Source organism: Mycobacterium sp. NGS61 (assembly GCF_059812325.1).
Map to the genome: position 1 here is coordinate 938,781 of NZ_JCALCL010000001.1, position 18,860 is coordinate 957,640.

The 18,860-nt window shown below is 66.5% G+C and carries 22 protein-coding genes; 5 read left to right on the plus strand and 17 right to left on the minus strand.

The genetic code is table 11. The features are described 5' to 3' along the window. The first annotated feature begins 23 nt into the window (after positions 1-23). Positions 24-977 (plus strand): class I SAM-dependent methyltransferase, encoded by a 954-nt coding sequence (locus AC5Y3Z_RS04515; protein WP_473139311.1) that lies wholly within the window; start codon positions 24-26, stop codon positions 975-977. A 9-nt stretch (positions 978-986) separates the two neighbouring features. Further along, positions 987-1,901 (plus strand): class I SAM-dependent methyltransferase, encoded by a 915-nt coding sequence (locus tag AC5Y3Z_RS04520; RefSeq protein WP_473139312.1) that lies wholly within the window; start codon positions 987-989, stop codon positions 1,899-1,901. On the opposite strand, the gene sppA is transcribed toward AC5Y3Z_RS04520, so the two are convergent. After that, positions 1,898-3,694, minus strand: coding sequence for a signal peptide peptidase SppA (gene sppA / locus AC5Y3Z_RS04525; RefSeq protein ID WP_473139313.1), 1,797 nt, complete (start codon positions 3,692-3,694; stop codon positions 1,898-1,900). The genes AC5Y3Z_RS04520 and sppA overlap by 4 nt on opposite strands. A gap of 59 nt (positions 3,695-3,753) precedes the next feature. Here sppA and AC5Y3Z_RS04530 point away from each other — a divergent pair, with 59 nt between their 5' ends. Then, the gene (locus AC5Y3Z_RS04530) at positions 3,754-4,680 is read left to right on the plus strand and encodes an LLM class flavin-dependent oxidoreductase (protein ID WP_473139314.1); all 927 of its coding nucleotides are present in this window, start codon (positions 3,754-3,756) and stop codon (positions 4,678-4,680) included. On the opposite strand, the gene rplO is transcribed toward AC5Y3Z_RS04530, so the two are convergent. From rplO to rplN, 10 genes are all read right to left on the minus strand, one after another. After that, on the minus strand, positions 4,677-5,117 hold the full coding sequence (rplO, locus tag AC5Y3Z_RS04535; RefSeq protein ID WP_463825850.1) for a 50S ribosomal protein L15: 441 nt from the start codon (positions 5,115-5,117) through the stop codon (positions 4,677-4,679). The genes AC5Y3Z_RS04530 and rplO overlap by 4 nt on opposite strands. Beyond that, a complete protein-coding gene (gene rpmD, locus AC5Y3Z_RS04540) occupies positions 5,114-5,296 on the minus strand; it encodes a 50S ribosomal protein L30 (RefSeq protein WP_463825849.1) in 183 nt (60 codons plus the stop codon). The genes rplO and rpmD overlap by 4 nt, the downstream gene beginning before the upstream one ends. Continuing rightward, positions 5,293-5,976 carry a 30S ribosomal protein S5 gene (gene rpsE / locus AC5Y3Z_RS04545; protein WP_463825847.1) on the minus strand — a complete coding sequence of 228 codons (684 nt, stop codon included), beginning with the start codon at positions 5,974-5,976 and terminating at the stop codon, positions 5,293-5,295. Before rpsE ends, rpmD begins: the two co-directional genes overlap by 4 nt. Before the next feature lie 37 nt (positions 5,977-6,013). Continuing rightward, the gene (gene rplR / locus AC5Y3Z_RS04550) at positions 6,014-6,382 is read right to left on the minus strand and encodes a 50S ribosomal protein L18 (RefSeq protein WP_463825988.1); all 369 of its coding nucleotides are present in this window, start codon (positions 6,380-6,382) and stop codon (positions 6,014-6,016) included. Positions 6,383-6,423: 41 nt separating this feature from the next. Next, positions 6,424-6,963, minus strand: a complete 540-nt coding sequence (gene rplF, locus AC5Y3Z_RS04555) for a 50S ribosomal protein L6 (protein WP_463825845.1) — start codon at positions 6,961-6,963, stop codon at positions 6,424-6,426. Positions 6,964-6,977: 14 nt separating this feature from the next. Then, entirely contained in the window at positions 6,978-7,376 is a 399-nt protein-coding gene (gene rpsH, locus AC5Y3Z_RS04560; RefSeq protein ID WP_463825843.1) for a 30S ribosomal protein S8, read from the minus strand. Positions 7,377-7,449: 73 nt separating this feature from the next. Beyond that, on the minus strand, positions 7,450-7,635 hold the full coding sequence (locus AC5Y3Z_RS04565) for a type Z 30S ribosomal protein S14 (protein ID WP_011739072.1): 186 nt from the start codon (positions 7,633-7,635) through the stop codon (positions 7,450-7,452). A gap of 3 nt (positions 7,636-7,638) precedes the next feature. Next, the gene (gene rplE / locus AC5Y3Z_RS04570) at positions 7,639-8,202 is read right to left on the minus strand and encodes a 50S ribosomal protein L5 (RefSeq protein WP_463825840.1); all 564 of its coding nucleotides are present in this window, start codon (positions 8,200-8,202) and stop codon (positions 7,639-7,641) included. Between the two features lies 1 nt (position 8,203). Beyond that, positions 8,204-8,521, minus strand: a complete 318-nt coding sequence (gene rplX / locus AC5Y3Z_RS04575; protein WP_473139315.1) for a 50S ribosomal protein L24 — start codon at positions 8,519-8,521, stop codon at positions 8,204-8,206. Continuing rightward, positions 8,522-8,890, minus strand: a complete 369-nt coding sequence (gene rplN / locus AC5Y3Z_RS04580) for a 50S ribosomal protein L14 (protein ID WP_036352708.1) — start codon at positions 8,888-8,890, stop codon at positions 8,522-8,524. A gap of 244 nt (positions 8,891-9,134) precedes the next feature. On the opposite strand from rplN, the gene AC5Y3Z_RS04585 reads away from it, so the two are divergent. Continuing rightward, positions 9,135-10,211, plus strand: coding sequence for an NAD-dependent epimerase/dehydratase family protein (locus tag AC5Y3Z_RS04585; RefSeq protein WP_473139316.1), 1,077 nt, complete (start codon positions 9,135-9,137; stop codon positions 10,209-10,211). Here AC5Y3Z_RS04585 and AC5Y3Z_RS04590 read toward each other — a convergent pair. Continuing rightward, positions 10,174-11,358 (minus strand): flavin-containing monooxygenase, encoded by a 1,185-nt coding sequence (locus AC5Y3Z_RS04590; RefSeq protein ID WP_463825834.1) that lies wholly within the window; start codon positions 11,356-11,358, stop codon positions 10,174-10,176. The two genes, AC5Y3Z_RS04585 and AC5Y3Z_RS04590, sit on opposite strands and share 38 nt — an antisense overlap. Further along, positions 11,337-12,305, minus strand: coding sequence for a DUF4436 domain-containing protein (locus tag AC5Y3Z_RS04595; protein WP_463825832.1), 969 nt, complete (start codon positions 12,303-12,305; stop codon positions 11,337-11,339). Before AC5Y3Z_RS04595 ends, AC5Y3Z_RS04590 begins: the two co-directional genes overlap by 22 nt. Positions 12,306-12,720: 415 nt before the next feature. Between AC5Y3Z_RS04595 and pstS the strand changes: the two genes are divergently transcribed. Continuing rightward, positions 12,721-13,854, plus strand: a complete 1,134-nt coding sequence (gene pstS / locus AC5Y3Z_RS04600; RefSeq protein ID WP_473139317.1) for a phosphate ABC transporter substrate-binding protein PstS — start codon at positions 12,721-12,723, stop codon at positions 13,852-13,854. An 18-nt stretch (positions 13,855-13,872) separates the two neighbouring features. On the opposite strand, the gene AC5Y3Z_RS04605 is transcribed toward pstS, so the two are convergent. From AC5Y3Z_RS04605 to AC5Y3Z_RS04620, 4 genes are all read right to left on the minus strand, one after another. After that, the gene (locus AC5Y3Z_RS04605) at positions 13,873-14,796 is read right to left on the minus strand and encodes a DUF4436 domain-containing protein (protein WP_473139318.1); all 924 of its coding nucleotides are present in this window, start codon (positions 14,794-14,796) and stop codon (positions 13,873-13,875) included. A gap of 81 nt (positions 14,797-14,877) precedes the next feature. After that, positions 14,878-15,771 carry a formylglycine-generating enzyme family protein gene (locus AC5Y3Z_RS04610; RefSeq protein WP_473139319.1) on the minus strand — a complete coding sequence of 298 codons (894 nt, stop codon included), beginning with the start codon at positions 15,769-15,771 and terminating at the stop codon, positions 14,878-14,880. Between the two features lie 4 nt (positions 15,772-15,775). After that, positions 15,776-16,444 carry a hypothetical protein gene (locus AC5Y3Z_RS04615; RefSeq protein WP_499917885.1) on the minus strand — a complete coding sequence of 223 codons (669 nt, stop codon included), beginning with the start codon at positions 16,442-16,444 and terminating at the stop codon, positions 15,776-15,778. Continuing rightward, positions 16,425-18,782 (minus strand): arylsulfatase, encoded by a 2,358-nt coding sequence (locus AC5Y3Z_RS04620; RefSeq protein ID WP_463825822.1) that lies wholly within the window; start codon positions 18,780-18,782, stop codon positions 16,425-16,427. The genes AC5Y3Z_RS04615 and AC5Y3Z_RS04620 overlap by 20 nt, the downstream gene beginning before the upstream one ends. Between the last annotated feature and the right edge of the window lie 78 nt (positions 18,783-18,860).

Genomic DNA, 18,860 nt, shown 5'->3' on the forward strand with positions numbered 1-18,860 from the left:
GTCCCCCGGATCGAGGAACCCGCATGACTGCCAGCACCGCACGGTACGACGGAGACACCTGGGATTTGGCGACCAGCGTCGGGGTGACCGCGACCATGGTCGCCGCCGGCCGCGCGATGGCCACGCGTGCCGAGAATCCGCTGATCAACGACCCGTTCGCCGAACCGCTGGTACGGGCGGTCGGCGTGGATCTGCTCAGCCGCCTGGCGACCGGTGCGACCACCGTCGCCGAACTCGACAGCGATCCGCAGCGCCCGTTCAGCGGGGTCGCCAACGTCGCGGAGAACATGGCCGTGCGCACCAAATTCTTCGACGAGTTCTTTCTGGAGGCGACGCGGGCGGGCATCAAGCAGGCTGTGATCCTCGCCTCCGGCCTAGACGCCCGGGCTTACCGGTTGACCTGGCCGGACCAGACCGTGGTCTACGAGATCGACCAGCCGCAGGTCATCGAGTTCAAGTCGCGCACCCTGGCCGAGTTGGGCGCGACCCCCAGTGCCGACCGGCGCGCCGTGTCCGTCGACCTGCGCGACGACTGGCCGACCGCGTTGCGTCAGGCGGGATTCAACCCCGCCCTGCCCACCGCGTGGAGCGCGGAGGGACTGCTGGGGTACCTGCCGCCGGAAGCCCAGGACCGCCTGCTGGACACCATCACCGAGCTCAGCGCGCCGGGCAGCCGGCTGGCCACCGAGGGCATGAACCGAACCGAGCCCGTCGACGAGAATGACCTACGGCAGCACATGGAAAAGGTCTCCGAACGCTGGCGCGCGCACGGATTCGACATCGACATGGGTAATCTGATCTACCTCGGTGAGCGCAACGAAGTCGCGGCGTACCTCACAGCTCATGGCTGGCAGATCACCACCATCGCCCTGCCGGAGCTGCGTGCGGCCAACGGTCTCCCGCCTGCCGTGGTGGAGGAGGATGCGCCCGCCGTCGAGATGCTCTACGTCAGCGGTACCCTGCCCGAGGACCACTAGGAGACATTGATGCCACGCGCTCACGACGACAACTGGGATCTGGCGTCCAGCGTCGGCGCCACCGCGACCATGGTCGCGGCCGGGCGCGCGATGGTCACGAACACGCCCGGCGGGTTGATCGACGACCCGTTCGCCGAACCGCTGGTGCGTGCCGTCGGGGTGGATTTCTTCACCAAGATGATGGACGGCAAACTCGACCCCGAGACGTTCGAGAACATCAACCCGGCACGGGTGCAGGCGATGATCGACGGAATGGGCGTGCGCACCAAGTACTTTGACGAGTACTTCGCGCAAGCCACCGACGCGGGGGTGCGACAGGTCGTGATCCTGGCGTCCGGACTGGACGCACGCGCCTACCGGCTGCCGTGGCCCGCCGGGACAGTGGTCTACGAGATCGACCAGCCACAGGTGATCGAGTTCAAGACCACCACCCTGGACGACCTCGGTGCTACGCCCACCGCAGATCGGCGGACGGTCGCGATCGACCTGCGCGGCGACTGGCCGACGGCGCTGCGGGCGGCGGGGCTTGATCCGACCCAACCGACGGCATGGCTTGCCGAAGGCCTACTGATCTACCTGCCGCCGGACGCCCAAGACCGGTTGTTCGACAACATCATCGCGCTGAGCGTCCCCGGAAGCACCATCGCAACCGAATTCGTCCCTGGCATAGTGGATTTCGATACCGATAAGGTTCGTGAGATGTCGGGAAGCTTCCGCGATCACGGCGTGGACATCGACATGGCCTCGCTGGTCTACTCCGGCGAGCGCAATCATGTCGTCGACTACCTGCGCGCCAGGGGCTGGGACACCGATGCGGTGACCCGCACCGAACTATTCGAACGACACAATCTGACGGTCCCCGCGCCCGAGAACAACGACCCGCTCGGCGAGATCATCTTCATCAGCGCGCGACTGACGGCCTAGAACCGCGCCTGCCCCAGCCACAGCACGCTGGCACCGCTGACCTTCTGCTCCAGTTGATCGACCATGCCGAGGACCGAACGCGTGAGCAACGCCCCGACAGCGTCGGGCAACGACGCCGCGCCCGGCTGCGAGGACGCCCGTGGCCGCAGCAGGTCCAGCAACGACGAGCCCGGATAGCTCACGATCCGCGCCGGCACGTCCGGGTCGAGGCCGGCGAGCACCTTGGCCCGGCGCACCGCGGTCCGAAAGCCGCCCAACTCGTCGACCAGACCCCGCTCGAAGGCATCGGCGCCGGTCCAAACCCGGCCGCGGGCAACGACATCCACGTCCTGAGTGGTCAGATTGCGGCCCTGCGCGGCGCGTTCGACGAAGTCGGTGTAGAACAGGTCGGCCTCGGCCTCCCGATGCGCCTGCTGCTCGGGGGTGAACGGCGCGTCGATCGACCAGGCGTCGGCATTGGCATTGGTGCGCACGGTTTCCGACGCGACCCCGAGTCGGTCCTTGAGGTCCCGCACCACCAACTTGCCGGTGATGACGCCGATGGATCCGGTGATGGTGCCGGGATTCGCCACGATGGCATCGGCGCCCATCGACACGTAGTACCCGCCGGACGCGGCGACCGATCCCATCGAGGCCACTACCGGCTTGCCGCGCTCGCGTGCGCGTTTGACCTCGCGCCAGATGCTCTCCGACGCCGTCACGGACCCGCCGGGGCTGTCCACCCGCAGCACGATCGCCGAGATGGCGTCATCGGCCGCCGCCTCCCGCAGCGCCGCAGCGATCGTGTCGCCGCCGGCATTCGACGGCCCCAACGGCAGGCCCTGCGGCCCGCCCCGGCCGTTGACGATGGCACCCTCGACGGTGACCACGGCAACCGTCGGCTTGGGCCGGCGTCCCGGGATCGACGGCACCGGCGGCGACAGCCGCGACCGCGCCGAGCCGGCATAGCGGGCCAGATACATCCGCGGCGGCGTCTCATCCGGGTCGGCATCCGCGCGATCAGACGAATCATGGTGCGCATCAGTCAGTTCCGCGATGCGCGCATATGCCTCGTCGCGGAATCCGATCCGGTCCACCAGCCCGGAGGCCAGCGCGTCGTCACGCAGCAGCGGAGCGCGATCGGCCAGCTCGTCCAGGGCGCCGGCATCGATCCGGCGCGACTCGGCGACGGCCTGCCACACCTGATCCTGCAGACTCTCCAGCATGCGGGTCACCGCTTCGCGATGGGCGTCGGTGAAGCCGTCCTCGGTGAAAAGGTTTGCCGCCGACTTGTATTCGCCGCGCGCGATGAACTGGGCCTCGATGCCCGCTTTGGCCAGGGCATCGCGCAGGAACATCGCGTTGCTCGCGAAGCCGATCAGCCCGACCTCACCCGAAGGCTGCATCCAGACCTCACGGAATGCCGACGCCAGGTAATAGGACAGCGTGCCCGGGAAAGTCTCCGCCCAGGCCAGCGACGGCTTGACGGCACTGAACGCAGCGATGGCGTCCCGCAATTCCTGGACCGCGCCGATCGGTGACGGGGACAGCTGCACGCGGGCGATCAGCCCGGCGACGCGCGGGTCTTCGGCGGCACGGTGAATCGCGGCGACCGCCTCGCGCAGCGGCAGCTGCCGGCCGCCGCCGCTGATGATCGTGAGCGGGTCGAACCCGGTGGTCTCCGGCGGCATGCTGCGCAGGTCGAACTCGAGGACGCACCCGTTGGGTATGCCGTGGTGACGGGCGGTGTCGACCCGGTCGACCAGCGCCCGCACGTCGTCGACTCCGGGCAGGTTAGGCAGAAAGGCGAACATGTTCTGCAGCGTACCGATCGGTACCGACCCGCCTGGCCGGCACCGGTAGCGTGCTAGCGGTGAGGTTCGCCATCTCGATCCCCCAACTCGGCTCGCCGGACTTCGACACCGCGCAGTTGCAGGACTACCTCGCCCGCGCCGAAGAACTGGGTTTCGAGGGCGGGTGGACCCTGGAACAGGCCATCGGCGGGTCAGCCCTGCTGGCGCCCCTCGAGGTGCTGGCCTATGCCGCGGCGTGCACCCGGCGGCTGCGCCTGGGGGTGGCCGTGCTGGTGACGTCGCTGCACGATCCGCTGCAGCTGGCCTCAGCCGTGACCGCCGTCGACCGGCTCAGCGGCGGCAGGCTCGACCTCGGCGTGGTCGCCGGCGGAGGTTCGCGCCGGTTCGGCGCTTTCGGCATCGAGAAGTCCACGCATGTCCGGTATTTCACCGAGGGGCTGGAATTGATGCGCGCCGCCTGGTCCGACGAGCCGACGGTGAACTTCCACGGCCGGTTTCGCGACGTCGACAATCTGCCGATCCAACCCAAACCCGTGCAACGGCCGCATCCACCGATCTGGTTCGGCGGACGCGCCCCCGCCGCCCTGGCCCGCGCGGCCCGCCTAGGCGATGCGTTCATCGGCGCGGGGTCGTCGACCACCGCCGCGTTCGCCGAAGCGGTGCGCATCGTGCGCTCTGAACTGGCCGGCCAAGGCAGAGATCCCCGGCGGTTCACCATCGCCAAACGCGTCTACGTGATGGTCGACGACGACGCCGAGCGTGCCCGCGACACAGCGCTGGCCGGGCTGTACCGCATCTACGGCGAGAGGTCCGGCCTGGAGGCGGTCGCGGTGACCGGCACCCCGGCGCAGGTGGCCCACGGGCTGTCCGAGGTCATGTATGCGGGCGCGCAGATGTTGCTGCTCAATCCCGTCGGCGCTGACGTTGCGCAGGACCGCGAGCAGATGGAACGGCTTGCCCTGGAAGTGATTTCGCGGCTGGGTTAGAGCTCGGTGGCCGAACCGCCCGCAGCGGTGATCTTCTCGCGGGCGCTGCCGCTGAACTTGTGCGCGGTCACCTCGACGCCGACGGTCAGCTTGCCGTCGCCCAGCACCTTGACCAAGCTGTTCTTGCGAACGGCACCCTTGGCCACCAGCTCGTCGACGCCGACCGTGCCGCCCTGCGGGAAGAGCCGGTTGATGTCACCGACGTTGACCACCTGGTACTCGGTGCGGAACCGGTTGCGGAAGCCCTTCAGCTTGGGCAGTCGCATGTGGATGGGCATCTGCCCACCTTCGAAGGTGGCCGGCACGTTCTTGCGGGCTTTGGTGCCCTTGGTGCCGCGGCCCGCGGTCTTGCCCTTGGAACCCTCACCGCGACCGACACGCGTGCGCGCCGTCTTCGACCCGCGCGCAGGCTTGAGGTCGTGCAGTTTGATGGTCACTTGGCCTCCTCCACCTCAACGAGGTGACTCACCACGGCGATCAGACCGCGCGTCTGTGCGTTGTCCTCACGGATCACCGAGTGGCTGATCTTGCGCAGGCCCAGGGTGCGCAGGCTCTCGCGCTGCTTCCAGCGCGCCCCGATGGTGCTGCGCACCTGAGTGATCTTCAGTTGACTCATGGTTGTGCTCCCGCTTCTCGGTTCTGGGAGGCACTGGCCAGCGCATCGCTTTCGCGGCGCGCCTTGAGCATCCCGGCCGGGGCGACATCCTCGATCGGCAGACCGCGCCGGGCGGCCACCTCCTCGGGGCGCTGCAGCATCTTGAGCGCGGTGACGGTGGCGTGCACCACGTTGATCGCGTTGTCACTGCCCAGCGACTTCGCCAGAATGTCGTGCACGCCAGCGCATTCCAGCACCGCGCGGGCGGCGCCACCGGCGATCACACCGGTACCCGGGCTGGCCGGACGCAGCAGCACGACGCCGGCCGCGGCCTCCCCCTGCACCGGATGCGTGATGGTTCCGCGGATCAGCGGGACCCGGAAGAAGCCCTTGCGGGCCTCCTCGACACCCTTGGCGATGGCCGCCGGGACTTCCTTGGCCTTGCCGTAGCCGACGCCGACCATGCCGTTGCCGTCACCGACGATGACCAGGGCGGTGAAGCTGAACCGCCGACCACCCTTGACCACCTTGGAGACGCGGTTGATCGCGACGACCCGCTCCAGGTAGTTGCTCTTGTCGCCGTCACGGTCGCGGTCGCGGCCACCCCGGCCACCACCGTCGCGCCGGCCTCGCCCATCGCGGCTGTCACGGTTGTCCGGGCCCCGGTTGTCTGCCGAGCCTCCAGCGGACTGCTCCGCCATTATGCGGTCCTTCCGTTTATCAGGCTTGCGTTGTTCATCAGAATCGCAATCCGTTCTCGCGGGCGGCATCGGCCAGAGCCGCGATTCGTCCGCCGTAGGTGTAGCCGCCGCGGTCGAATACCACGGAGTCGACGCCGGCAGCCTTGGCCCGCTCGGCGATCAACTGGCCGACCCGCACGCTGCGGGCCTTCTTGTCCCCGTCCAGTCCGCGAACGTCGGCTTCGATGGACGAAGCCGCGGCCACGGTGGTGCCGTTGAGGTCGTTCACCAGTTGCACGTGAATGTGCCGCGACGACCGGTTCACCACGAGGCGGGGACGCTCCGCGGTGCCGGAAACCTTCTTGCGCAGCCGTGCGTGCCGGCGCAGCCGGGACACCCGCCTGGTAGCGGATACGTTCTGCCCCACTGTCTTTCGCGCGTCGGATGCAGTCTGTGATTGCGCCATGACTACTTACCTGTCTTTCCGACCTTGCGGCGGATCTGCTCACCCTCGTAGCGCACGCCCTTGCCCTTGTAGGGGTCGGGGCGGCGCAGGCGGCGGATGTTCGCCGAGATTTGGCCGACCTTCTGCTTGTCGATCCCAGAGATCGTGAACTTGGTGGGCGCCTGCACCGCGAACGTGATGCCCTCGGGCGCCTCGATCACCACGGGATGGCTGTAGCCGAGCGCGAACTCCAGGTTGGTTCCCTTGAGCTGCACGCGGTAACCGACGCCGTGGATCTCCATCTTGGTGGTGTAGCCCTCCGTCACACCCGTGACCAGGTTGGCCACCAGGGTGCGGGACAGCCCGTGCAGCGAGCGGTTCTGCCGCTCGTCGTTCGGCCGGGCCACCACGATGGCGCCATCGTCGTTGCGCGACACCGTGATCGGGTCGGCGACGGTCAACTCCAGGGCGCCCTTGGGGCCCTTGACCGAGACGTTCTGGCCGTCGATGGTGACGTCGACTCCGGACGGGACCGGAACCGGTTGCTTACCGATACGTGACATGTCTGCTTACCCCCTTACCAGACGTACGCGAGGACTTCGCCGCCCACGCCCTGCCTGGCTGCCTGGCGATCGGTGAGCAGACCCGAGGACGTCGAGATGATCGCCACACCGAGGCCACCGAGCACCCGCGGCAGATTGGTGGACTTGGCGTACACCCGCAGACCGGGCTTGGAGACGCGCTTCAAGCCCGCGATGCTGCGCTCGCGGCTGGGTCCGTACTTGAGCTGCACCACCAGCGACTTGCCGACCCGAGCATCCTCGGTGTGGAAGTCGGTGATGTAGCCCTCGCTCTTGAGGATCTGGGCGATGTTCGCCTTGATCTTCGAGTGCGGCAGGCTCACTTCGTCGTGGTACGCCGAGTTGGCGTTGCGCAGCCGCGTCAAGAAGTCTGCGATCGGATCCGTCATAGTCATCGGGCGCTACTCCTCTTCGTCGCTGCGCTCCGCATCGTCGTCATCGCGGTCATGATCAAGTCCCTACGTCCCGTCACCAACTGCTCTTCTGCACGCCGGGCAGCTCACCCGCATGCGCCATTTCGCGCAGGCAGATCCGGCACAGCCCGAACTTGCGGAACACCGCGCGCGGACGGCCGCACTTGCTGCAGCGCGTGTAGCCGCGTACCGCGAACTTCGGCTTGCGTGCGGCCTTGTTGACCAATGCCTTCTTCGCCATTACTCAGTTCTCCTTGAACGGAAAGCCGAGGGCCCGCAACAGCGCTCGTCCTTCGTCGTCGTTCGTCGCCGAAGTGACGACGCTGATGTCCATGCCCCGCACCCGGTCGATCTTGTCCACGTCGATCTCGTGGAACACCGACTGCTCGGCGAGGCCGAAGGTGTAGTTGCCGACACCGTCGAACTGCTTGGGCGACAAGCCGCGGAAGTCACGGATACGCGGCAGCGCGATCGAGGTGAGCCGGTCCAGGAACTCCCACATCCGGTCGCCGCGCAGCGTGACCCGGGCGCCGATGGGCATGCCCTCACGTAATTTGAACTGCGCGATGGATTTACGCGCTTTGCGAATTTCCGGACGCTGCCCGGTGATCAGGCCCAGGTCGTTGACCGCGCCGTTGATCAGCTTTGCGTCGCGGGCGGCCTCGCCCACTCCCATGTTGACCACGACCTTGGTCACCGTCGGGATCTGCATCACGTTGGCGTAGCCGAACTGCTTGTGCAGCGCATCGCGAATCTCGTTGCGGTAGCGCTCTTTCAGGCGCGGCTGAGTTTTCTCTGCAGTGGTCATGCTAGATGTCCTTGCCATTGCGCTTGGAGATGCGGACCCGCTTGCCGGTTTCCTCGTCGACCCGGTAGGTGATCCGGGTCGGCTTGCCGTCGGAGTCCACCACCATCACGTTGGAGACGTGGATCGGAGCCTCCTGGGTGACGATGCCACCGGAGCGGGCGCCGCGCTGGTTGGTCGAGACAGCGGTGTGCTTCTTGATCCGGTTGACGCCTTCGACCAGTACCCGGTTGCGCTCCGGGTAGGCCTGGATGACCTTGCCTTTGGCGCCCTTGTCCTTGCCGGCGATGACCAGCACGGTGTCGCCCTTGTGGACCTTCATCTACAACACCTCCGGTGCGAGCGAGATGATCTTCATGAACTTCTTCTCGCGCAGTTCTCGGCCGACCGGGCCGAAGATGCGGGTGCCGCGCGGGTCGTTGTCGGGCTTGATGATCACCGCGGCGTTCTCGTCGAACTTGATGTAGCTGCCGTCGGGACGACGGCGTTCCTTGACGGTGCGCACCACAACGGCCTTCACCACGTCACCCCGCTTGACGTTGCCGCCGGGGATGGCGTCCTTGACCGTGGCGACGATGACGTCCCCGATGCCGGCGTAGCGTCGCGACGATCCACCGAGCACCCGGATGCACAAGATCTCCTTGGCGCCGGTGTTATCGGCGACCTTCAGCCGCGATTCCTGCTGAATCACTCGATCTCCTGACCTGGTTTTGACGTGTGCACGGCAGGAGAAACTCACCCAACGTGCGCGGTCTGTTCGTCACCGAAGAGCACGCAGGGCCAGCAGGTGCTCTCGCATGCCGGCCGAGGTCTGCCCAAGGCAACCCCCTGAGTCTAGGGGAAGGCCAGCTCAGCGCCAAATTGCGAAGTGAACGCCACCCGGCGGATCAGTGACGCCGGCGTTTGAGCCGCCCGGATCAGGCAATACGCCCCGCGTGCGAATAGTCATCACCGGAGCATCCGGCAACGTCGGGACCGCGTTGCTGCGCAGGCTGACAGCCGGTGGAGCAGACCACGAACTGATCGGCGTCGTGCGACGCCCACCACCGCCCACTGGGGTCTATCAGCGGGTCCAGTGGCACGCGATCGACCTCGCCGAGGCAGACTCGGCCGCCGAGTTGCCCGCCATCGTCGCGAGCGCCGACGCCGTCGTCCACCTCGCCTGGGGGTTCCAGCCCACGCGCAACACCGAGTATCTGACGCGCCTCGGCGTCGGTGGAACCACCAGGGTGCTCCAGGCGGCGCACTCGGCCGGGGTGGGCCAGTTGCTGCACATGTCGTCGGTCGGAACCTACGCGGCCGGACGCTACGGCGAGCGGGTGGACGAATCGTGGTCGACCAGGGGCATTCCGTCATCGCCCTACAGCCGCGACAAGTCCGCCGCCGAGGCCCGACTCGACGAATACCAGAGCACGCACGGCAAAGATGCTGTGCCGATCACCCGGATGCGGCCGGGCTTCATCGTGCAGCGTGCCGCCGCCAGCGGGTTGATGCGCTACGCGCTGCCCGGGTACGTGCCCATGCGCGTTGTACCCCTGCTGCCGCTGTTGCCCCTGGATCGCGGGTTGACCATCCCGTTGGTCCACGCCGACGATGTCGCCGACGCTTTCATCGCGGCGCTGGAGCGACGTGCCACCGGAGCCTTCAACCTGGCGGCCGAACCCCCGATCACGCGGCAGGACGTCGCGCAGGTGCTCGGCGCGCGGTCCGTGCATGTGCCCGCCGGCCTGCTGGGCACCCTGGTGGACCTCAGCTGGCGCGCCCGATTGCAGCCCATCGACCGGGGCTGGTTGGATATGGCGTTCGGCGTCCCGCTGCTGGACTGCTCGCGCGCCCGCGCCGAGCTGGACTGGAATCCGCGATTCTCATCGGTGCAGGCGCTTGCCGAGGTGATCGACGGGGTGGCCGGCGCGGCGCACACCGACAGCGCGCCGCTCCGCCGCCGGTCGATGTTCGAGCAGCTGTACCGCGACCTCACCAAGGGTCCGTTGAGCACCCGTCAGCTGCCCTGACCGAGCTGAGGTGGGCGGCGACGTCGGCGGCGAGGCCAGGGGCTCGTCTGCGGAACGACCGCAACGGGCCGATCAGCGGCTCCTCGTAGCCGGCGAACCACAATCCCGCTGCGGCGCTTGGTGTTCCATTCACCAGCGGCGCACCGTCTGCGTCGAGCACGCCGAGGTGACCGACCATCGACTCGAGTCCGCGCCGGTATCCGGTGGCGGCGATGACGACGTCGGGTCGCACCGTGGTGCCGTCCGTCAGCAACACGCTGTCGCCGTCGAATCGTTCGACGGCTGTCACGATCTCGATCCTGCCGCCTCTGACCTTGGTTACCAGTTCGTCCGCCACGGTGGGGATGCGACCGTCCTGGAGTAGCGCACTGTAGATCCCCTGCGCCGGGGCCGGCAGCCCGCGACCGCTCAAGTCGCCGAACCACAGGCGTTGCGCTACCGCGGCGGCGCGGTCCAGGACCGGCACCGGCAGATGACTGAAAGCACCGGTGAACGCATCGACAGGCAGTCCGGCGACTGCGCGCGGCACCAGATGCGGTGGTGTTCTGATAGCCATCCGGACCCGACCGGCGGCGCCGTCACACAGTTGCAGGGCAATGTCGGTGCCGGAATTTCCCGAGCCGACCACCAGGACGTCACGCCCGGCATAGGGCAGCGCGTTCTGGTAGTCGGCGGCGTGCAGGACGGCACCGGTGAACTGTTCGAGACCGGGCCAGGGCGGCAGCATCGGCGTGTGATAGTTGCCCGCAGCCACGATCACCGCTGTGGCAGTGAAGGTTTCGTGATCGGTCACCAGCCGCCACCTACCCGCGTCGCGGTCCAGCTGGTGCACCGTCACACCCAGGCGCAGTCGCAGGCCCTGACGCCGTGCGTACTCGTCGAAATAGCTGACCATGTCCTCGCGGCCCGGCCAACGCCCGTACCGGCGGGGAATGCGCTGACCCGGCAGATGGGACCAGAAGCCGCACGTGTTCAACCTGAACCCGTCGTAGAGCTGCCGCCACGACGATGCCGGGGTGTCGGCGCGGTCGAGCACGAGTGCGTCGATTCCCCGGTCGTGGCCCAGCTGGCGAGCCACGGCCATGCCGCACGGGCCGGCGCCGATGACGACGACCTGCTCGGAGCTCAGTCTCCCTGCCGTATCCACGCGCAGATATACAACGTCATCGCCACCACCAGTCCGATCAGCACCCACTGCACGATAGCCTGGTCGATCCAGGAACCGGGTGGTGGCGAGCCGGGCAGGAAATTGCGCAACGGCACCACGGCGAACAGCATCGCGGCATACCAACTGGCGATGGGCGGCAGGAACTTCCGTTTGTTGAGCAGCATCGGAATCGCCACCAGCAGCGCCAGGGTGGGCAGCGCGATCAGCACCAGGCAGATGCCCAGGTCGAAGATCAGCGGACCCTTTGCCCGCTTGAAGGTGATGACGACATTTCCGTTCTCCATAGTGCGTGACGTCGGCAACGCGGCGGGGTCGTGGACCCGGCTGACGCTGATGTCCCACCCGTCCAACGATCCGGTCACCTCGACGCGGGCCGGCACCTTCCGCAGGCCTTCGGCAAGGCTGACGAACGCATCTGCTGAGATCGGTTCAGTGCGATACGTGTCGAAGGGCCAGTTTCCGGGATCGCCGTGCGCCTCGACCGTGCTGGTGAGTTGGGCTGGAGCCTGCCCTTTCGGATAATGCAGGTCGCCCAGGTCGCTCGGCGGATACAGGCGCACGGCGACATCGGTGCCCAATACGTCGAAGCGGTTGTCGTACGCCGAAATTGCCGGATAAACAAGAACATTCACGGTAAGCCGGTTGGTGACAGGCTTCAGCTCCTCTAACCGCAGCTGCACGATCGTGGCATCGCCCCCGCCCTGGCTCAGGTCCAGCGGCGGTAGCGGCCCCGCTGACTTCTGCAGGAAGTGAACGCCGATCAGGGACAGGGCGTAGGTGATCACGACGAGCGTGACCACCCCGACGCCGATCAGGATGCGGGGTTTGTCCGGCTTCTTGCGGACCGGTTTCGTCTTTGCGGGCGGTTCGCCGGCCGCGTCTGGGGAGCTCTCCGCCGCCGGACCCGGCGGCGCTGCGGTGGTCATCGACCGCTACCAACCCAGACCTGCGTATCCGAGCCAACTCGTCGGGACACGGGGTCCGATGCTAGCGAACTCGTGCCGCCTGCGCGTCCCGGGTGAAGTAGCTTCACCCGCAGTCCATCTCGCGGTAATGCGCAGGTCGCTTTGCCTGCGGCCGAGGGGGCACACTCCCTGTGAGATCGGTGTGGGAATCATTGGGCTACAGACGGTTTGGCGACGCCCAGGACTGGTCGAACAGCCGCCGGACACCAGGGATTCATCCGGTGCCGACGGACGGTTCATGCACTGTTCGCTTGCGCACCGATTTCGGCGGTTGTAAATGTCAAGGTGCGTCGCAACCAGGACGACGGGATCGATTGCGCCGCTGCGCATCGCTGCGCGCGGCTGAAACCTCTGTTGTTCTCAAGGGAGCCATAGCATGAAGCGCCACCGACGTAGTGGGACGATGGCCGTGCTGGCCACGGGGGTGCTGGCCCTCGCGGGGTGCAGCAGCGCGGCCCATGCGACCCTGCCGTACACCAACGGAGCCAAAGTGGACTGTGGCGGCAAGCAGACGTTGACGGCCAGCGGGTCGACAGCGCAAACGTTCGCGATGCAGCGCTTCGTCGACGCCTACCAGACCGCCTGCCAGCAACAGACACTCAGATACGAAGCGATCGGGTCGGGCGCGGGTATCAGTGAATTCCTCTCCGGCAAAACCGATTTCGCTGGTTCGGACACGCCGTTGTCCGGTGATCAGTACGCCGCCGCCAAGCAACGCTGCGGCGGTGCCGACGCGTGGAACCTGCCCGTGGTGTTCGGCCCGATGGCCATCACCTACAACCTCCCGAACGTGGACTCGCTGGTGCTCGACGGTCCCACGCTGGCCAAGATCTTCAACGGCACCATCACCCGCTGGGACGACCCGGCCCTCACCGCGCTCAACGCATCCATGCCGGCAGCGGAGATCCGGGTCATCTACCGCAGCGACGCCTCCGGCACCACCCACAACTTCCAGTCCTATCTGCAGGCCGCATCCGGCGGCGCGTGGAGTCAAGGCGCCAGCAAAACGTTCAGCGGGGGCGTCGGCACCGGGGCGGTCGGCAACGACGGCACGGCGGCGCTGGTGAAGTCCACCGAGGGCGCGATCAGTTACAACGAACTGTCCTTCGCCCTCAAGCAGGGGCTCTACGCCGCGGAGATCAAGACCCCGGCGAGTCGCCGGTCGCTGCGGCCGGTCCGGATCGGCACCGACGCGCTCGGCAAGACCATTCGGGGCGCCAAGATCGTCGGCCGGGGAAACGACATCGTGCTGGATATCTCGTCGTTCTACAACCCCGCCCAACCCGACGTCTACCCGATCGTCATGGCCACCTACGAGATCGTCTGCTCCCGGTACCCCTCGCCCGATGTCGCGATGGCAGTCAAGGCGTTCCTGCAGGCGGCGATCGGCCCCGGCCAGGTCGACCTGAACCGGGTCGGTTACATCCCGTTGTCCCCGCAGTTCCAGGCGAGGGTCTCCGAGGCCGTGGACGCGATCAGCGCCCCCGGCGCCGCCCAGGCCGAAGAATGATCTGCCGACCCGGGCGGGTCAGTCCGATTGTCTTCGATACGCGAAGATGAACAGGGTCATCGCGACGATGAGTGCGAGCACCACCCACATCGTGATGGCCTGGTCAACCCAGGAGCCGGGCGGCGGCGAGCCGGGCAGGATGTTGCGCAACGGCACCACGGCGAACAGCATTGCCGCAAACCAGGAAACGAACGGAGGCAAGAATTTCTTCTTACCCAGGGCCATGGGAATCGATACCCACAACGCCAAGGCGGGTAACGCGATCAGCACCACGAGAATGCCCAAGTCAAATATGAGCGTGCCTTTGGATCGGTGCAGCGTAATGACGACATCGGTTGGTCGCTCTGCTGTTCCACTGTATTCGCCGGGAACACGCTTGACAGTGACATCCCAACCGTCGGGTGCTCCTACGACCTCGATACGGCCGTCTTCGACAGTGCGGTTGTCGCCGGTCCCAAGTATGACATCGGCTTGGACCAGGCCGGTGGTGTACGAGTCGAAGGGCCAGATCGCGGGATCACCTTCGGCCTCTATGACCGTGCTCGCTTGAGCCGGCGTCTTACCCACCGGGTACTGCAGGTCGCCTAAATCGTTCTCGGGGTACAGCTGCACCGTGATGGGCTGCGCGAGCGCCTTGTCTTTCAATTTCTCCTTTTCAGGAATGACAAGGACATTCACCGTCAGACGATTGGCGACCGTGTCCAGCTTCTCCAGTCGCACCTTCACCACGGTGTCATTGTTGGCTTCCAAGTCCACGTCTGGTGCGCCAGTGGACGTGGTCAGCAGGTGTACCCCCACCAGCGACAGCACATAGATCAGGATCACAGTGAGGACCACACCGATATCCACGAGGACGCGCTTTCCTCGGGCCCTCGCCTCGGATCCCGTCTGATCGGCCGGCATCGTCGGCGGCGGTGCGGTCGGCGGGGCCTGATGGCTCATCGGACGCAGCCTTTCATTAGCAAGGGCGAAGAAAGGCTATTGAAACTCATAGATTTTCCCGCCGCAATGCGCCACGCGAAATTATTCGACGCGGGTCGAATCCGCCGCACAGCGAAATCCGATGTGGGTTGTCGCGGTGTCCTGCGACTGCGGCGAGCGGGCCGCGGGACGGTACCGGTGACAGTATTCCGGTGCGCACAGATGCGAACCGCCTTTGAGCGTCTGGCTCACCGCGGGATCGGCCGGCCCGGCGGGGGCGCAGCAGGCTTTCGGGGGCTGGTCGGGTCGGTGGTGGGCGCTGAATTCTGTTGTGGTCCACTCCCACACGTTCCCGATCATGTCGAGCAACCCGAAGCCGTTCGGCGGGAAGGTACCCACCGGTGAGGACCCGACCCAACCCAGCGCGCCGTCGTTGCGGTACGGAAATCTGCCCTGCCAGGTGTTGGCCATCAACCGGCCGCCGGGCCGCTCGTCCGCGCCCCACGGGTAGGCGCTCACCGTCCCGGCTCGTGCGGCGTACTCCCATTCGGCCTCGGTCGGCAAACGCCGCCCGGCCCACCGCGCATAGGCCGCAGCATCGGGATAGGCCACCTGAACGACAGGGTGGTCGGCTTTGGCGGCCACCTCGCTGTCCGGGCCGAGCGGGTGCCGCCAGCACGCGCCCGGCGCCCAGTCCCACCACTGCCGCCAGTCGCGCAAGTCGACCGGGCCCGGTGTCGTCCGGAACACCATCGCGCCCGGACGCAACTCGTCCGGAGCCACACCGGGATACAGTGCGGGGTCCAGGGGTTGCTCGGCTACCGTCACATAGCCTGTGGCAGCGACGAATTCGGCGAACTGGGCATTGGTGACCGGGTGTTTCTCCAGCGCGAAATCAGCCACCGACACGGTGTGGATCGGCGCTTCCTCGGGATAGAAACTCGTTGACCCCATGCGGAAAGGTCCACCGGTCACTGCGACAAGCTCGGTCAGCACGTCTTCAGGGTATGACGACGGCGAAATCCTGCGTCAACGTGGATTTGGCTGCGCTGAATCCGGGGGAACCGGATCTGCCCTCGAGATGAATGGTCACCAGGTATTGCTTGGTGTTCGTCCAGATGTGGGTGACGCGGTCGGCGAAGTCGATCCCGCCGGAGGGCCCCTGCAGGGTGCCGGTGAGCTGTTCGCTGCTGAAACCACAGAACGGCGCGCCCGTCACCGATAATTTCAGACGCGGCGCCGTGCCGCCGACGCCGGCGGTATGGCGCAGGAAAGCGCTCTCCGGTTCCAGTTCCGTCGCGGTGATGGTCACCGTGGCGGACATGGCGTGCGGACCGGTCAACGTCAGCGCCGTATCCCCGTCGCCGGGTGCCGTGCTCCACCCGTCGGGGACGCTGATCGTGATGCGCGGCGCGGCCGGGTCGGCGACCGCGGCGACCGCGGCGGGGCCGTCCCCGTCCGGGGCCGCAGGGCAGACCAGCGTCTCGGGTGCCAGGTTCTCGGACTGGGTGGCCGCGATGCCCGGCACCGGCATCGCAGGGTCCGAATGCTGAGGCGGTGCGGCAGTCCCCCCGGTGTTCTGGCAACTGACGACCACCATCGAGATGCCCAGCAGAAAACCCAACCCGACCAGCCGACGCACCGCGGACTCAATCCCGCGAAAAGGCAAGGGCGATATCTTTTTCCACGTCTTCGTAAGGCCGGCCCGACAGGTCGACGGTGACCTGGGCGACGGTGGCACCGGTCAGGATGAACGGCGCCTTGTAGCGACTGGACACGCTCGAGCCACCATTGCGGCCCACCGTGAGGCCGGCGCCGGCCAACCCGAATGTGCCCGGATGGGACACCACTTCCGGCAACGTCCCGACCACGTGCTCATCGAAATAGAGCGTCACGTCGCCGATCGGAGTGTGACTGTTCGGGACGGTGCCGCTGCGTTCGTAACGAACACCGAACAGGTGCCGACCCAGCGGGATAGGGCCATTGGACGAGACCTCCTGCTGGCGCTCACCGAGAAAGTTGTAGACGTAATGCAGGCGCCCGTCCTGCAGGAACAGCACGTGCCCGCCGTGCGCGCTGCCCTGTTTGAACAGCACGCCTTCGGCTCCGGTGGTGTCCACGGTGACGTCGGCCAGCACCGCGAACGAACGGCCGCGAATCTCGGCGACCGAGCCGATGCCCACGTCGGCGCAGTTGGGGTAGTAGACGTAACTGTTGCGGTCGCCGCTCAGATAGGGCCGGAACCTGGTCAGCGTCTCGAGCATGTTCAGGTCGGCCAGCGGCAGCCCGTTGTACTTCTCCGCCTCGGCGAACCACAACGCCTTGAGTTCTTCGAGCTTCTCCGGGTGCTCGGCGGCCAGATCGTGGCACTGGCTGCGATCGGCGTCGAGGTGGAACAGCTCCCACTGGTCTCTGTCGAAGTGCGACCAACCCGCGGGCGAGGCGGCGTGGATGGTGTTGGCGAACCACCCTTCGTGCCAGATCCCCCGGGTGCCGAGCATGGTGTAGAACTGCGTCTTCTTGCCGGTGTCTGCCGCTGGATCATCAAGGGCGGCTTTGAAACTCACCCCGTCGAGGGGTTTCTGCGGAATGCCCTTGACGGTGTCCGGGGGCGTCATTCCCAAAAGTTCGTACACGGTCGGGGTGATGTCGCAGACGTTGATGTAGTTGTCGCGGACCGCACCGTGCGCGGCAATGCCGTTGGGCCAGGAGATGATCGCGGTGTCGGCGATACCGCCCTCGTGCGACGAGTAGCGCTTGAACAGCTTGTACGGCGTGTTGAAACCCATCGCCCAGCCGATCGGATAGTGGTTGTAGGTCTCCGGCCCGCCGAGGTGGTCGAACTGCTTCATGCTTTCTTCGACGGTGTCGATGTAGCCGTTGAAGAATTTGCCTTCGTTGACCGATCCGTTGGGACCGCCCTCACCGCTGGCGCCGTTGTCCGAGATCACCACGATGATGGTGTTGTCCAACTGGCCGGACTCGTCGAGATAGTCGAGGATCCGGCCGATCTGGGCGTCGGTGTAGCTCAGGAAGCCGGCGAACACCTCGGCCATCCGGGCGAACAGCTTCTTCTCGTCGTCGCTGAGCGAGTCCCAGGCCCGTACGGTGTCCTGCAACGGCCACGGCTCGCCGTTGGGTCCTTTGACGTCGATGTAGGGGTTCATCGGCGACAGTTCGGTGTCCGGGGGCACGATGCCCATCGCCTTCATTTTCTCCAGCGTGATGTCCCGGTAGGCCTCGTAGCCCATATCGAACACGCCTGTGTACTTGTCGGCCCACTCGGTGAACACGTGGTGCGGCGCATGGCCGGCGCCGGGGCAGACGTAGCTGAACCACGGCTTGTCGGGTGCGATCACCTTGGCGTCGCGGATGAATTGGATTGTCCTGTCGGCGATGTCCTTGGACAGGTGATAGCCCTCCTCGGGGGTACCGGGCGGATCAACCGGGTGGTTGTCGTACATCAGGTCGGGGTACCACTGGTCCGTTTCGCCACCCATGAAGCCATAGAAGCGTTCGAAGCCGCGCGAAGTCGGCCAGTGCCGCTTGGTCGCGGCCATGCTGGACTCCTCGAGCGGGGTCAGGTGCCATTTGCCCACGCAGTAGGTGTTGTAGCCGCGCTCGTTGAGAACCTCGGAGAGCAGGGCGGTGTCAGCCGGGATGCGGCCGTTGCAGTTCGGGAAGCCGTCGGTGAATTCTTCGATGGTGGCCATGCCGACGGTGGTGGCGTTGCGTCCGGTCAGTAGGGACGCCCGGGTCGGTGAGCACAGCGCGGTGGTGTGGAAATTCGAGAGGCGCACACCGCGCTCGGCGATGCGCGTCATCGCCGGCATCTCGACCAGCCCACCGAAGCAATCCCAGGTGGCGATGCCGATGTCATCCCACACCATGTACAGGATGTTCGGCGAGTTCTCCGGGGCGGTCGGCGCAGCGTACGGGCCCCAGTCCGGCTCCGAATCGCGGATGTCCAGCTCGATCTTGCCCCGAAACTCTGTCGACCCAGTCATAACCGTCGGCCTCACTCCCGTAGTGAACTCATTCGCCGGACATCGCGTGCGAGATTACACCGCGGTGACAGTAACCAG

Bases quoted from the DNA above. Each gene is read 5' to 3' on its own strand.
- AC5Y3Z_RS04515 (WP_473139311.1), top strand. From the start codon at position 24: ATGACTGCCAGCACCGCACGGTACGACGGAGACACCTGGGATTTGGCG.
- AC5Y3Z_RS04520 (WP_473139312.1), top strand. From the start codon at position 987: ATGCCACGCGCTCACGACGACAACTGGGATCTGGCGTCCAGCGTCGGC.
- sppA (WP_473139313.1), bottom strand. From the start codon at position 3,694: ATGTTCGCCTTTCTGCCTAACCTGCCCGGAGTCGACGACGTGCGGGCG.
- rpmD (WP_463825849.1), bottom strand. From the start codon at position 5,296: ATGAGTCAACTGAAGATCACTCAGGTGCGCAGCACCATCGGGGCGCGC.
- rpsE (WP_463825847.1), bottom strand. From the start codon at position 5,976: ATGGCGGAGCAGTCCGCTGGAGGCTCGGCAGACAACCGGGGCCCGGAC.
- rplF (WP_463825845.1), bottom strand. From the start codon at position 6,963: ATGTCACGTATCGGTAAGCAACCGGTTCCGGTCCCGTCCGGAGTCGAC.
- rpsH (WP_463825843.1), bottom strand. From the start codon at position 7,376: ATGACTATGACGGATCCGATCGCAGACTTCTTGACGCGGCTGCGCAAC.
- AC5Y3Z_RS04565 (WP_011739072.1), bottom strand. From the start codon at position 7,635: ATGGCGAAGAAGGCATTGGTCAACAAGGCCGCACGCAAGCCGAAGTTC.
- rplE (WP_463825840.1), bottom strand. From the start codon at position 8,202: ATGACCACTGCAGAGAAAACTCAGCCGCGCCTGAAAGAGCGCTACCGC.
- rplX (WP_473139315.1), bottom strand. From the start codon at position 8,521: ATGAAGGTCCACAAGGGCGACACCGTGCTGGTCATCGCCGGCAAGGAC.
- AC5Y3Z_RS04595 (WP_463825832.1), bottom strand. From the start codon at position 12,305: ATGACCACCGCAGCGCCGCCGGGTCCGGCGGCGGAGAGCTCCCCAGAC.
- pstS (WP_473139317.1), top strand. From the start codon at position 12,721: ATGAAGCGCCACCGACGTAGTGGGACGATGGCCGTGCTGGCCACGGGG.
- AC5Y3Z_RS04605 (WP_473139318.1), bottom strand. From the start codon at position 14,796: ATGAGCCATCAGGCCCCGCCGACCGCACCGCCGCCGACGATGCCGGCC.
- AC5Y3Z_RS04620 (WP_463825822.1), bottom strand. From the start codon at position 18,782: ATGACTGGGTCGACAGAGTTTCGGGGCAAGATCGAGCTGGACATCCGC.